General features: G+C 66.7%; 11 protein-coding genes. 7 read left to right on the forward strand and 4 right to left on the reverse strand.

The features are described 5' to 3' along the window. Nucleotides 1–142 precede the first annotated feature (142 nt). Complete coding sequence (carB, locus tag ACN0RJ_RS02720) at nucleotides 143–3,475, forward strand: carbamoyl-phosphate synthase large subunit (protein ID WP_417718476.1); 3,333 nt, start codon at nucleotides 143–145, stop codon at nucleotides 3,473–3,475. Between the two features lie 34 nt (nucleotides 3,476–3,509). Here the strand turns inward: carB and ACN0RJ_RS02725 are convergent, their stop codons facing one another. Together ACN0RJ_RS02725 and ACN0RJ_RS02730 are read right to left on the reverse strand one after the other, a co-directional pair. After that, on the reverse strand, nucleotides 3,510–3,884 hold the full coding sequence (locus tag ACN0RJ_RS02725) for a hypothetical protein (protein WP_417718475.1): 375 nt from the start codon (nucleotides 3,882–3,884) through the stop codon (nucleotides 3,510–3,512). Nucleotides 3,885–4,158: 274 nt separating this feature from the next. Continuing rightward, nucleotides 4,159–4,722 (reverse strand): VPLPA-CTERM sorting domain-containing protein, encoded by a 564-nt coding sequence (locus ACN0RJ_RS02730; protein WP_417723343.1) that lies wholly within the window; start codon nucleotides 4,720–4,722, stop codon nucleotides 4,159–4,161. Between the two features lie 428 nt (nucleotides 4,723–5,150). Between ACN0RJ_RS02730 and gpmI the strand changes: the two genes are divergently transcribed. The 5 genes from gpmI to ACN0RJ_RS02755 are packed head-to-tail and all read left to right on the forward strand — an operon-like array spanning nucleotide 5,151 to nucleotide 10,128. Beyond that, nucleotides 5,151–6,671, forward strand: a complete 1,521-nt coding sequence (gpmI, locus tag ACN0RJ_RS02735) for a 2,3-bisphosphoglycerate-independent phosphoglycerate mutase (RefSeq protein WP_417723344.1) — start codon at nucleotides 5,151–5,153, stop codon at nucleotides 6,669–6,671. Beyond that, nucleotides 6,668–7,786 (forward strand): murein hydrolase activator EnvC family protein, encoded by a 1,119-nt coding sequence (locus tag ACN0RJ_RS02740; RefSeq protein ID WP_417718472.1) that lies wholly within the window; start codon nucleotides 6,668–6,670, stop codon nucleotides 7,784–7,786. The genes gpmI and ACN0RJ_RS02740 overlap by 4 nt, the downstream gene beginning before the upstream one ends. A gap of 7 nt (nucleotides 7,787–7,793) precedes the next feature. After that, the gene (locus ACN0RJ_RS02745; protein ID WP_417718471.1) at nucleotides 7,794–9,134 is read left to right on the forward strand and encodes a S41 family peptidase; all 1,341 of its coding nucleotides are present in this window, start codon (nucleotides 7,794–7,796) and stop codon (nucleotides 9,132–9,134) included. Between the two features lie 53 nt (nucleotides 9,135–9,187). After that, entirely contained in the window at nucleotides 9,188–9,670 is a 483-nt protein-coding gene (locus tag ACN0RJ_RS02750) for an RNA pyrophosphohydrolase (RefSeq protein ID WP_417718470.1), read from the forward strand. Beyond that, nucleotides 9,667–10,128 (forward strand): hypothetical protein, encoded by a 462-nt coding sequence (locus tag ACN0RJ_RS02755; protein ID WP_417723345.1) that lies wholly within the window; start codon nucleotides 9,667–9,669, stop codon nucleotides 10,126–10,128. The genes ACN0RJ_RS02750 and ACN0RJ_RS02755 overlap by 4 nt, the downstream gene beginning before the upstream one ends. A gap of 13 nt (nucleotides 10,129–10,141) precedes the next feature. On the opposite strand, the gene ACN0RJ_RS02760 is transcribed toward ACN0RJ_RS02755, so the two are convergent. After that, a complete protein-coding gene (locus tag ACN0RJ_RS02760; RefSeq protein WP_417723346.1) occupies nucleotides 10,142–10,849 on the reverse strand; it encodes a helix-turn-helix transcriptional regulator in 708 nt (235 codons plus the stop codon). A gap of 84 nt (nucleotides 10,850–10,933) precedes the next feature. On the opposite strand from ACN0RJ_RS02760, the gene ACN0RJ_RS02765 reads away from it, so the two are divergent. Further along, the gene (locus tag ACN0RJ_RS02765) at nucleotides 10,934–11,656 is read left to right on the forward strand and encodes a glutathione S-transferase family protein (protein ID WP_417723347.1); all 723 of its coding nucleotides are present in this window, start codon (nucleotides 10,934–10,936) and stop codon (nucleotides 11,654–11,656) included. Here ACN0RJ_RS02765 and rnr read toward each other — a convergent pair. Beyond that, complete coding sequence (gene rnr, locus ACN0RJ_RS02770; RefSeq protein WP_417723348.1) at nucleotides 11,628–13,922, reverse strand: ribonuclease R; 2,295 nt, start codon at nucleotides 13,920–13,922, stop codon at nucleotides 11,628–11,630. The genes ACN0RJ_RS02765 and rnr overlap by 29 nt on opposite strands. Between the last annotated feature and the right edge of the window lie 81 nt (nucleotides 13,923–14,003).

Genomic DNA, 14,003 nt, shown 5'->3' on the forward strand with positions numbered 1-14,003 from the left:
GCGCGGTCCCGGCCTCGTGCGTCGTTTCGCGTGGTCGGAATGGGGTTGCACGGGCAAGGCGCATCACTATAACCCGCTTCAATTTGCGGCGGGTCGAGTCCACCCGCCTGCCGCTGCACGCCCGACAGGAAGAGGTCCCGAGATGCCCAAGAGAACCGATATCAAATCCATCATGATCATCGGCGCGGGACCCATCGTCATCGGTCAGGCCTGCGAGTTCGATTACTCCGGTGCCCAGGCCTGCAAGGCGCTGCGGGAAGAGGGATACCGGGTGATCCTGGTGAACTCCAACCCCGCGACGATCATGACCGACCCCGAGCTGGCCGACGCCACCTACATCGAACCGATCACCCCCGAGGTCGTCGCCAAGATCATCGAAAAGGAACGACCGGACGCGCTGCTGCCGACGATGGGCGGGCAGACCGGTCTCAACACCTCGCTGAAGCTCGAAGAGATGGGCGTGCTGGAGAAATACGGCGTCGAGATGATCGGGGCCAAGCGCGCCGCGATCGAGATGGCCGAGGACCGCGCCCTGTTCCGTGAGGCGATGGACCGCATCGGGCTGGAAAACCCCCGCGCCACCATCGTGACCGCACCAAAAAAGGCCAACGGCAAGGCGGATCTGGATGCCGGCGTCGCCATCGCGCTCGACGCGCTCGAGGATATCGGCCTGCCGGCCATCATCCGCCCCGCCTACACGCTCGGCGGCACCGGCGGCGGAGTCGCCTACAACCGCGAGGATTACATCCACTTCTGCCGCTCGGGCATGGATGCCTCGCCGGTCAACCAGATCCTGGTCGATGAATCCCTGCTGGGCTGGAAGGAATACGAGATGGAGGTGGTCCGCGACAAGGCGGACAACGCGATCATCGTCTGCTCCATCGAGAACGTGGACCCGATGGGCGTGCACACCGGCGACTCGATCACCGTCGCCCCCGCGCTGACGCTGACCGACAAGGAATACCAGATCATGCGCAACGGCTCGATCGCCGTCCTGCGCGAGATCGGGGTCGAGACCGGGGGCTCCAACGTGCAATGGGCGGTCAGCCCCGACAACGGCCGCATGGTCGTGATCGAGATGAACCCCCGCGTGTCGCGCTCCTCGGCGCTGGCCTCCAAGGCGACGGGCTTCCCCATCGCCAAGATCGCCGCCAAGCTGGCGGTCGGCTACACGCTCGACGAACTGGACAACGACATCACCAAGGTGACCCCGGCCAGCTTCGAGCCGACCATCGACTACGTCGTCACCAAGATCCCGAAATTCGCCTTCGAGAAATTCCCCGGCTCGGAGCCCTATCTCACCACCGCGATGAAGTCGGTGGGCGAGGCCATGGCCATCGGCCGCACCATCCACGAGTCGCTGCAGAAGGCGCTGGCCTCGATGGAATCCGGTCTCACCGGCTTTGACGAGGTCGACATCCCCGGAGCGCCCGACAAGAGCGCCGTCATCAAGGCGATCAGCAAGCAGACCCCGGACCGGATGCGCACCATCGCCCAGGCGATGCGCCACGGCCTGAGCGATGACGAGATTCACGGCACCACCATGTTCGACCCGTGGTTCCTTGCCCGTATCCGCGAGATCGTGGAGGTCGAGGCCGAGGTCCGCGCCGGCGGTCTCCCGCAGGACGAAGCCGGGATGCGCCGGCTCAAGATCATGGGCTTCACCGACGCCCGCCTCGCCAGGCTGACCGGGTTCAGCGAAAAGGACGTGCGCAAGCGCCGTCTCGGGCTGGGCGTATCCGCCGTCTTCAAGCGCATCGACACCTGCGCCGCCGAGTTCGAGGCCCAGACCCCCTACATGTATTCCACCTACGAGATGCCCATGATGGGCGAGGTGGAATGCGAGGCGCGCCCCTCGGACAAGAAGAAGGTCGTCATCCTCGGCGGCGGTCCGAACCGCATCGGCCAGGGGATCGAGTTCGACTACTGCTGCTGTCATGCCTGCTTCGCGCTCAGCGACGTCGGGTATGAAACCATCATGATCAACTGCAACCCCGAGACCGTGTCGACCGACTACGACACCTCGGATCGTCTCTACTTCGAGCCGCTGACCTTCGAACACGTGATGGAGATCCTGCGCGTCGAGCTGGAAAACGGCACCCTGCACGGCGTGATCGTGCAGTTCGGCGGCCAGACCCCGCTCAAGCTCGCCAACGCGCTCGAAGCCGAGGGCATCCCGATCCTCGGCACCACCCCGGACGCCATCGACCTCGCCGAAGACCGCGAGCGGTTCCAGGCGCTGGTCAACCAACTGGGTCTGAAGCAGCCGCGCAACGGCATCGCCTCGACCGATGCGCAGGCGCTGGCCATCGCCGAGGACATCGGCTTTCCGCTGGTGATCCGCCCCTCCTATGTTCTTGGCGGGCGCGCGATGGAGATCGTGCGCGACATGGATCACCTCGAACGCTACATCGCCGAGGCGGTCGTGGTGTCGGGCGACAGCCCGGTCCTGCTGGATTCCTACCTCTCGGGCGCCGTGGAGCTCGACGTCGACGCGCTATGCGACGGCGAGGCCGTGCATGTCGCGGGCATCATGCAGCATATCGAGGAAGCGGGCGTCCACTCCGGCGATTCCGCCTGCTCTCTGCCGCCCTATTCGCTCTCCGATGACATCATCGCAGAGATCAAGGTCCAGACCGAGGCACTGGCCCGTGCCCTGCACGTCGTCGGCCTGATGAACGTGCAGTTCGCGATCAAGGCCGGCGAGATCTACCTGATCGAGGTCAACCCCCGCGCCTCGCGTACCGTGCCCTTCGTGGCCAAGGCGACGGACAGCGCCATCGCCTCCATTGCGGCGCGGATCATGGCGGGTGAAAAGCTCTCGACCTTCCCGCTGCGTGCGCCGTACCCGGCGGATACGGACTATGACACCGACCTGCCCATCGCCGACCAGATGACGCTGGCCGACCCGAACATGCCGTGGTTCTCGGTCAAGGAGGCGGTGCTGCCCTTCGCACGCTTCCCCGGCGTCGACACGATCCTCGGCCCCGAGATGCGCTCGACCGGCGAGGTCATGGGCTGGGACAAGAGCTTCCCCCGCGCCTTCCTCAAGGCGCAGATGGGCGCGGGCACGATCCTGCCGACCGAAGGCGCGGTGTTCTTCTCGATCAAGGACGAGGACAAGACTCCCGAAATGACCGAGGCGGCCCAGGTGCTCTCCGACATGGGCTTCAAGCTGGTCGCCACGCGCGGCACGGCGGCCTTCTTTGCCGCATCGGGCATCGACTGCGAGATCGTCAAGAAGGTCTACGAAGGCCGCCCGAACGTCGTCGACCTGATGAAGGACGGAGGTGTGCAACTGGTCCTGAACACCACCGAAGGCGCCGCCTCGGTCGCGGATTCCCGCGAGATCCGCTCGGTCGCGCTCTACGACAAGATCCCCTACTACACGACAGCCGCCGGCGCCCATGCCGCCGCGCTTGCCATGAAGGCGCGCGAGGAGGGGGAACTGGTTGTGAAGTCTCTGCAGGGGTGATGGAGGCGCCGGTTCGAACCCGGCGCCCAGCAGGTCACTTCACGGTGACGGTGACATCCATCACGAAGGCATTCTTGCCCGTGCCGCGCTGGTAGACGACGTGGTCGGTGCCCTTGAAGCCGGGCTTGGACTGATAGAAGACGCCGATGCCGTCGATCTTCTTGCCGTCGCATTTGTGTCCGTCCCGCTTGACGACTTCAACGCTCGCCGCAGTGCCGAACTTTCCGTTCTTCGGCTTGGTTTTCAGGGCGATCTTCGGGGCCGGTCCGCCCCGGCAATCGGTGCCGTAGTCCGAATGGACAAACAGGCGTTCCATTTTTCCGGAAGCGACCGTCGCATTCCGCTCTCGTACGTCTGCCGCTGCCGCCGGAAATGACACTGCGACGGCGAGGGTTGTGGAAATGATCAAGGATAAAACGCGCATTCGAGACTCCATGAAAATAGATCACGCGCGCTGAACCTATGGGCGATTCGGAATTCCGGTAAACATATTTCGCGCGAGTGCGGGCTTTTCGATTGAAGGCGCGTGCCGGTCTCGGGTCCGCGGTCTCTCGTTCACGCGCGGCGTCGCACCCGTTTGCGCGACGGGCGTCCTGCGATCCGCCCCTGCACTTCGATGAAAAACGCCCCGCCGAGCGGGGCGTTTCGGTTCGGAGGTCGGGCATGTATCCCGGCTTGCCGCGTCAGGCCTTGCCCTTGCGCCGACGCAGGCCCGCGAGTCCGGCAAGGCCGGTGACGAGCAGCGCAGCCCCCGCCGGAAGCGGGACCGTGGAGCCGGGGTCTTCCTCGACGGCCGAAGTCCCGGTGAAGGTAAAGCTGAGGTCGTTGAACGCCCCGTCGCCACCGTCCTCGAAGGAGACGAGCGTGGTGCCCGGCATGTAATCGGTCTGAACGCGGGCATGGGCCTGTCCGTCCCAGTTGCGCGAACCCGGCCCGGTGTAATAGCTGTTGCCGTTGTTATTGACGAAGAGCCGGAAAATCAGCTCCGTCCCGGCGGCGAACGTCCCGAGAACCACGGACGCCCCGACGGAGGACGCGTGGTTGTTGAACAGGAAAACGTCGCCGCTGGTCTGTACGAGGTACAGGTCATTGGACCAGGAGGCGGAATTGCCTTCGTAGGTCGCTGTAACCTCGCCGCCGGTTGCGACGACATAAAGGCCCTCCGTCCCGGCGGGGGCGATGGGGAAGGCGGATGCCACCAACGGGGCGACGATCAGCCCGCAGGTGAACAACATGGTCTTGAGCATCAAAGGGTTACTCCTGAAAAAAACCTGCTCGGTGACTCGCACTTCCGCAGGCATACGCAGTCCGGAAAGATTAGCGACCTTCGGAATCCCTTTCAATTTCTCTTGAATCGTTCATGACGGAATTTCGACGAAATCGACCGATCGCGCGCCGCAGGGTGGAGCGCCCAGAGCCCGTTTCCCGCCCCACGCTGCCTCCGGTCCCGAGCGTGGCGAGGCGCGACGCGAATCGGGTTGCGAGCAAGTGAAGCGCCCGTCGCTGCGGGACGGCGGAGACTCGTGGCAACCCTTTCGGGGAAGTGGCCGGGCCACGGGGCGGGGCTCCTTCGTCGGGGTGCCGAAAGGATCGACGTTCCGGATGGACGCATCCCCTCCACATCCACCCCACCACCTGCTAAACCGCCCCTGAACCGTTCAGAAGGGCCGCCGCCATGACCACGCCGAAACCCGTCGTCCTGACCATCCTCGACGGATGGGGCCTGCGCGAGGAGACCGCGTACAACGCCCCCGCACTCGCCAACACGCCCACGATGGACCGCCTCTACGCCACCTGCCCGCACGCGACGCTGGTCACCTTCGGGCCCGATGTCGGCCTGCCGAAGGGGCAGATGGGGAATTCCGAAGTCGGACATACCAACATCGGCGCCGGGCGGACCGTGGCGATGGACCTCGGCCAGATCGACCTTGCCATCGAGGACGGCAGTTTCTTCGAGAACGACGCGATCAAGGCATTTGCCGCCGGGGTCAGGGAGGCGGGCGGAAAGGCGCATGTGATGGGCGTGGTCTCGGACGGGGGCGTCCACGGTCACATCGTCCACATCAAGGCGGCGGTGAAGATGCTCACCGACCTCGGCTGCGAGGTGGTCGTCCATGCCATCACCGACGGGCGCGACGTGGCGCCGAAGTCGGGCGAGGCCTTTGTGAAGGACCTTTACGGCAGCCTCCCCGAAGGCGCGCGCATCGGCACCGTGATCGGCCGCTACTACGCGATGGACCGCGACAACCGCTGGGATCGGGTGGAAAAGGCCTATGACGCAATGGTGCTTGCCCGTGGCGAGCCGGCGGAGGACCCGGTCGCCGCGGTCGCGCGCAGTTATGCCGACGGCAAGACCGACGAATTCGTCCTGCCCGCGGTGATCGGCGATTACGCGGGGATGAGCGGCGGCGACGGGCTGTTCTGTCTCAACTTCCGGGCCGACCGCGCGCGGGAAATCCTCGCTGCCATCGGCGCGCCGGAGTTCGACGGTTTCGAACGCGAGCAGCCCGACCTGAGCGCCATGCTCGGGATGGTGGAATATTCCGACAGCCACAATGCCTACATGGCCACGGCCTATCCCAAGCGGAAGATCGTCAACACGCTGGGCGAGTGGGTGGCCGGGCACGGGCTGAAGCAGTTCCGCCTTGCCGAGACCGAGAAATATCCGCACGTCACCTTCTTCCTCAACGGCGGCAAGGAGACCCCGGAGGAAGGTGAGGACCGCTTCATGCCGAAGTCGCCCAAGGTGGCGACCTACGACCTCCAGCCCGAGATGAGCGAGCCGGAGGTGGCCGAGCGTTTCGTCGCCGCCATCGAAAGCGGGCAGTACGACCTGATCGTGACCAATTTCGCCAATCCCGACATGGTGGGGCATACCGGCGATCTGGACGCGGCGATCAAGGCCTGCGAGGCGGTGGACGACGGGCTGGGCAAGGTGGTCGCGGCGCTGGAAAAGGCGGGCGGCGCGATGGTGGTGATCGCGGATCACGGCAATTGCGAGACCATGTGGGACGAGACGACCAACGGCCCGCACACGGCACATACGACGAACCCGGTGCCGGTGATCGTCTTCGGCGCCCCCGACGGGGCCGAGGTGCGCGACGGCATCCTGGCGGACGTGGCTCCGACGCTGCTCGACCTCATGGGGCTGGAACTGCCGCCCGAGATGACCGGGAAGAGCCTGATCCGGACATGAGGCGACTGGCGCTGATCCTTGCCCTGCTCGGCGCCCCGGCGCTGGCCGATACCCCTGCCGAGGCGGCACGGGCGGCGGCGCGCGCGCTGGAGGAGGCATCGGTCCGGCTCGACGAGGCCGACGGCGCGCGGGATCGGGTGCGGGCGCTGACCCTGACCGTTCGCGCCTACGAGGACGGTCTGGCCGCCATGCGGGACGGGCTGCGCGAGGCCGCGATGCGCGAGACCGAACTATCGCGCAAGTTGCAGTCGCAGGAGCGCGAGGTGGCGCGGCTGGTCGGGGCGCTGACCAGCCTCGGCGGCGCGGCGGCGCCCGAAGCGATGCTGCATCCCGCCGGGCCGGTCGGCGCGGCGCGCTCCGGGATGCTTCTGGCGGCGGTGACGCCGGCGCTCAACGAAAAGGCGCGGGCGCTCCGGGCGGATCTGGAAGAGGTCACCAGCCTGCGCAAGCTGCAGGAGAGCGCGGCCGAGACGCTTCGCGAGGGCCTGACCGGGGTGCAGCGCGCCCGCACGGAACTGAGCCAGGCCGTGGCGGACCGCACCGACCTGCCGAAACGCTTTACCGAGGACCCGGTACGGACCGCCATCCTGATCGCGGCGACGGAAACGCTCGAGGGGTTCGCCTCCGGGCTGTCGGAAATCGCCGTGGGCGAGCCCAAGACCAACCCGCTGCCGCCGATCGACGCCCGCAAGGGGGCGCTCGACCTGCCCGTGCAGGGCCAGCTGCTGCGCCGCGCCGGAGAAACGGATGCCGCAGGCGTGGCGCGCCCCGGGATCCTGATCGCGACGCAGGCGCAGGCGCTTGTCACCACGCCCACCGCGGCAACGGTGCGCTACGCGGGTCCGCTGCTCGACTACGGGCTGGTCACGATCCTCGAACCCCAGCCCGACCTGCTTTTCGTGCTGGCGGGAATGGAGGCAATCTATGCCGAGGTTGGCGAAGTGTTGCCCGAAGGCAGCCCCGTCGGCCTGATGGGCGGAGCGGAGGCCGGCGACAGAGCGTCACCATCTGTTGATGGGGCTGGCGCTGGACGCACGGAGACGCTCTATATAGAGGTCAGGCAGGGCGATGCACCCGTGGACCCGCTGACGTGGTTCGCTAGCGACAAAGGATGACACGAGCATGAACAAGTTTCTGATGGCCGCGCTCGGCGGTACGGTGGCCGGGGTCGTTGCGACGACGCAGTTCGTGGGGCCGCTGCTGGCGCAGGACTCGGGAAGTTCGAACAACGTCTACGAGCAGCTCGACCTTTTCGGCGACATCTTCGAACGCATCCGCGCGCAATACGTGGAAGAGGTCGAACCCGGCGATCTGATCGAAGCGGCGATCAACGGCATGCTGACCTCGCTCGATCCGCATTCCAGCTACCTCTCCCCCGACGATGCCGCCGACATGCGTGTCCAGACGCGCGGCGAATTCGGCGGTCTCGGGATCGAGGTGACGCAGGAAGACGGCTTCGTGAAGGTGGTGTCGCCCATCGACGGAACCCCGGCCGAGGAAGCGGGCATCGAGTCCGGCGATTTCATCACCCATGTCGACGGGGAATCCGTGCTGGGCCTGAACCTCGACGAGGCCGTGGACAAGATGCGCGGGCCGGTCGGTTCGGAAATCATCATCACCGTGGTGCGCGAGGGCGAGGACGAGCCGTTCGACATCTCCATCATCCGCGACACCATCAAGCTCACCGCCGTTCGGACCCGTCTCGAAGGCAGCACCGTCGTGCTGCGCGTGACGACCTTCAACGACCAGACCTATCCGAACCTCGCCGAAGGCCTGCAGGAGCAGGTCGATGCCGCGGGCGGGATGGAGAACGTGAACGGCTTCGTGCTCGATCTGCGCAACAACCCCGGCGGTCTGCTGACGCAAGCGATCAAGGTCTCCGATGCCTTCCTCGAAAGCGGCGAGATCGTCTCGACCCGTGGCCGCAACCCGGCGGACGGCGAACGCTACAACGCGACCGAAGGCGATCTGGCGAACGGCAAGCCGCTCGTCGTGCTCATCAACGGCGGTTCGGCCTCGGCCTCCGAGATCGTGGCGGGCGCCTTGCAGGACCACCGCCGCGCGGTTGTGATCGGCACCAAGAGCTTCGGCAAGGGCTCGGTCCAGACCGTCATGCCGCTGCGGGGCGACGGCGCGATGCGCCTGACCACGGCGCGGTATTACACGCCGTCGGGCCGGTCGATCCAGGCGCTGGGCGTGTCCCCGAACATCGTCGTGGAACAGCCCCGCGTCCGTCCCGAGGCCGAGACCGAGGAAGAGACGCCGACCAACCGTTTCTCCCGCTCCGAAGCGGATCTGCGCGGCGCGTTGAACAACGACAGCCTGACCGAAGAGGAAATCCGCCAGATCGAGGAAGATCGCGCCAAGGCCGAGGAATCCGCCAAGCTTCGGCAGGAGGATTACCAGCTGGCCTATGCCATCGACATCCTCAAGGGTCTGAGCGTTCTCGAACCGAAGAAATGAAGACCACGGGCGGGGATTTCCCCGCCCTTTTCACAGCGAAAGCCGGATCGGTCATGACGCCTGACGACATCTCCAAGCTTCCCTATCGTCCCTGCGTCGGCGTGATGCTGATGAACGCGGCGGGCGACGTGTTCGTCGGCCAGCGGCTCGACAGCGAGGTCGCCGCCTGGCAGATGCCACAGGGCGGCGTGGACGAGGGCGAGGACCCCCGCGACGCGGCGCTGCGCGAGTTGTGGGAGGAAACCGGCGTCGAGGCCGGCCTGGTGACGATCGAAGCGGAATCCGCGGGCTGGTTCCCCTACGACCTGCCGCACCACATCGTGCCGCACATCTGGAAGGGCAAGTATCGCGGGCAGGAACAGAAGTGGTTCCTCATGCGCTTTCACGGCACCGACGATCAGGTGAACATCCGCACCAAACATCCGGAGTTCTCGTCCTGGCGCTGGCTGTCTCCGCGCAAGGTCGTGACCCAGATCGTGCCGTTCAAGCGTGCCGTCTACGAGGCGGTGCTGCTCGAATTCAGGAAGTTCCTGTGAAACGGCTGATCCTTGTCCTTGCTGCCATGCTGGTGGCCGAACCCGCGCTGGCGCTGTCCTGCATGCGCCCCGATCCGGTCAGCGATTTCCGGGCCGCCGCCTCGGCGCCCGAACCCTGGATCGTGGTCGAGGGGATGCTCACTTTCGGACCCCTGCAAAAGCCCGCGCCGGGAAAGTCCGGCGGGGCGAAGGTGGCCGAGACGCCGGGGCACATCACCGGGGCATTCCTCACGCGGAACGGTTTCACGGGGCGGTTCAACCGTGACATCATCCTGCGGGTGTCCTGCGTCGGCCCGTGGTGCGGGACGATCACGCCCGGCCGCCATCTGGCCTTCCTCAAGCAGGAGGGCGACCGCTACGTGATGCTGGTCGAGGCCTGCCCGTCGAAGATCTACGAGAATCCCGACCCCGCGACGCTCGACGCGATCGAGCAGTGCATGGGCGGCAAGTGCCCCTGAGGGGGGAACCCGCTCAGTCTCCGGGGCAGGTCTTGCCGGACATCTCGCGCAGCGCCTCCATGTACACGCGCAGCAGCGCCACGCGCTCGGGGCGGAACGAGGTTTCCGTGACCGCAAGATCGTCCATCCGGTCCAGCCGGAAGGTGCGGTAATCGTCGCGCATCAGGCACCAGGCCACGAGACAGTGGCTGTTGTCGAAGAGTACGATGGTCAGCGGCTTGACCTGCCGCAGCGTCTGCGCGCCCTGCGCGTCGGTGTAGGCAAAGCGGATCACCCGTTCATCCCGGCAGGCGCGGCGCAGCACGCGGGCGTCCACGGTCGGCAGCGCCGGGCGCGAGAACCGGTGCGCGGTCAGCACCGCGTGGCGAAGCTGCTGCGCCTGCCGGTCCGGCAACCGGGCGCGCAGCTTCAGCAAGGCACTCTGCGCGGCATCCGCCAATGCGGGATCGGCCAGGGCCGCGACCTCGCGCAGGCCGAGGACCAGCGCCTCGAGTTCCTCGTCGTCGAAGGACAGGGGCGGCAGATGGGGGTCTTCGATCAGCGTGTAGCCATATCCCGCCGCACCGTCGATCACCGCCCCGAGGCCGCGCAGCGCGTCGATGTCGCGATAGAGCGTGCGTTCGGACACGCCGGTTTCCTGCGCCAGCGCGGCGGCGGTGGCGGGGGGCGTCAGGCGGCGCAGGGCCTGCATCAGTTGGAAAAGGCGTTCGGTGCGCGACATGGTCCCATCATGCTGGCACATCCTGCCGAAAACTGACAGCAGTCGCGCCTATCCCTGCCGACACACCGCGACAGGAGAGCCGCAATGCTGACACTTCACACCTTCGGCCCCGGACTCGGGGAACCGTCCTTGAGCCCGTTCTGCCTCAAGGCGATGATCCTGCTCGACATGGCGGGCCTGGACTGGGCACCATCGTGGGAAACCATGCCCGGCGGGCCCTATGACAAGCTGCCCTGGATCGCGACACCCGAAGGGGTGGTCGGCGACAGCAACCTGCTGATCGACTGGCTGGAGCGCCGGGGGGCGCCGATCTTTCCGGGCTTCGATCCCGCGGCGCGGGCGATGGCCCGGGCGACGATCCGCATGGTCGAAGAGAACCTTCGCCATTGCCTGACCCATGACCGCTGGCTGAACGATGCCTGCTGGGAGGTCACGCGCCCGGTGTTCTTTGCCGCCATGCCGGGGCCGGTGCGGGCCGTGCTGCCGGGACATTTCCGCAAGAAGATGCGAAAGGGCCTGCTGGCGCAGGGCATGGCGCGCTTTTCCGAGGCGGATCGCCTGGCCTATGCGCGGGCGGATTTCGACGCGCTGGAGGCGCTGCTGGGCGATGGGCGCTGGCTGTTCGGCGCCGCGCCCTCGGCGGCGGATGCCAGCGCGGTGCCGATGCTGTCGATGATCGACACGCTGCCCGCCGACACCGCCCTGCGGCGGGCCCTGCGCGCCCGACCGCTGCTGATGGAGTACATCGCGCGCGGGCGCGAGCGGCTCTACCCGCAGGTCAGCGCTTCGTTGTCCGCTGCCGCGTGACCTTGCGCTTGGTCTTGGCATCCTTCTTCTTCGCCACGTTTTCCTTGCGGCGGGGCGGGCCTCCGGGCTTGCCCTTGCCGCGTCCGCGCGCGGGGCGGGTGCTGCCGCGCCCCTTCGGCATCGCCTCGTTCTCGATCTCGAGGATCTCCAGGCCGATGCCGCCGGTCACCGGCGCCGCTTCGGTGAGGCGTACGCGCACGCGCTGACCCAGCCCGATGATGACGCCGGTATCGGCCCCCATCAGCGTGCCCGCGTCGCGGTCGAAGTGGAAATACTCGTTCCCGAGATTGCGGATCGGCACCAGCCCGTCGGCGCCGGTCTCGTCCAGCTTCACGAAAACGCCGAATTTGGCGATGCCGCTGATCCGCCCGCCGAATTCCGCGCCGATGCGGTCCGAGAGGTAGGCGGCGAGATAACGGTCGTTGGTGTCCCGTTCGGCCATCATCGAACGGCGCTCGGTGTCCGAGATGTGCTGCGCGGTCTGCTCCAGCCGGTCGATATCGGCTTCGGACAGCCCGTCGTCACCCCAGCCGTGGGCCGAGATCAGCCCCCGGTGCACGATCAGGTCCGAATAGCGCCGGATGGGCGAGGTGAAATGCGCGTAGTTCTGCAGCGCCAGCCCGAAATGCCCGAAGTTCTTGGGCGAGTAATAGGCCTGGGTCATGCTGCGCAGCGTGGCGAGATTGATGAGCTCGGATTCCTCGCGCCCCGCCGCATCGTGCAGCAGCTTGTTGAGATGCGCGGTCTTCAGCACCTGCCCCTTGGCCAGCGTCAGCCCCGCCGCCTCGGCGGTGTCGCGCAGCGATTCCATCTTGTCGGCGGGCGGCTCCTCGTGAACGCGGAACAGAAGGGGGGTGCGCTTGGCGACGAGGGTTTCGGCGGCGGCCACATTGGCGAGGATCATGAATTCCTCGATCAGCTTGTGCGCATCGAGCCGGTCGACGAAGTTGACCGATGTCACCGTGCCGTCCTCACCCAGCACCACCTTGCGCTCCGGCAGGTCGAGGTCCAGCGGCTGACGCCGCTCCCGCGCCGCCTTGAGCGCGGCATAGGCGGCATAGAGCGGCCGGATCACCGGCTCCAGCAGGGGGCCGGTCTTGTCGTTCGCGGCACCGTCCTGTGCGGCCTGCACCTCCTGGTAGTTCAGCGACGCAGGCGAGCGCATGAGCCCGCGCATGAACTTGTGGCTCTTCTTGTTGCCTTCGGCGTCGATCACCATGCGCACGGCAAGACAAGCACGCGGCACGCCCTCGTGCAGGGAACAGAGGTCGCCCGACAGCCGGTCCGGCAGCATCGGCACGACGCGGTCGGGGAAATAGCTGGAATTGCCGCGCTTCTTGGCCTCGCGGTCGAGTTCCGAGCCCGGCGTCACGTAGTGGGCGACATCGGCGATCGCGACCCAGAGCACGTGGCCCCCGGGGTTCTTCGGGTCCTCGTCCGGTTCGGCGAACACCGCATCGTCATGGTCGCGGGCGTCGGAGGGGTCGATGGTGACCAGCGGCGTGTCGCGCAGGTCGGTGCGCCCCTTGAGGCCTGCGGGCTTCATGGCGTCGGCCTCGGCCAGAACCTCGGGGGGGAAATCGTCTGGAATGCCGTGCTGGTGAATGGCGATGAGCGACACCGCCTTGGGTTCGGACGGATCGCCCAGCCGCATCACGATGCGCGCCTTGGGCATGCCCATGCGGCCCTTGGGCCCGGCCTGTTCGGCCTCGACCAGTTCGCCCTCCTTGGCGCCGCCGGTGGCATCGGGTCCGACGATCCATTCCTTGTCCGACCCCTTGTCGATGGGCAGGATGCGCCCGCCCTCGGCGGTCTTGCGAAAGATCCCCACGACCTTGAGAGGGCTGAGCCCGATGCGCCGGATCAGGCGGGCTTCGTAGTTGTGATCCTCTTCGTGGACAACCTGCAGCCGGGCCAGGATGCGGTCGCCCTGTCCGAGCGCCGGATCGGTGGCGCGGAGCACGACCAGAACCGTCGGCTCCACCCCTTCGCCGTGCCACTCCAGCGGCTTGGCGAAGATGTCGCCGTTCTCGTCCGGGGCCTTGACCTGCAACACCGAAACCGGCGGCAGCCGGTCAGGATCGCGGTAGGTCTTGTGACGTTTTTCGAGATGCCCTTCGGCCTCCAGCTCCTTGAGGGTGCGCTTGAGGTCGATCCGCGCCGCGCCCTTGATCCCGAAGGCCTTGGCGATGTCGCGTTTCGAATTGAGGGTCGGATGTCCGGAGAGCCATTCAAGGATCTCCGCTTTGCTCGGCAGGGTGCTCATGGGCGAGACGTAGCACGGGGGCGGGGCATCGTCATTGCGAATTTGCCGGTGCGGTGCGCGAGCGGATCACAAAAGATGGGC

Source organism: Salipiger sp. (assembly GCF_048261495.1).
Classification (GTDB): Bacteria; Pseudomonadota; Alphaproteobacteria; order Rhodobacterales; family Rhodobacteraceae; genus Salipiger.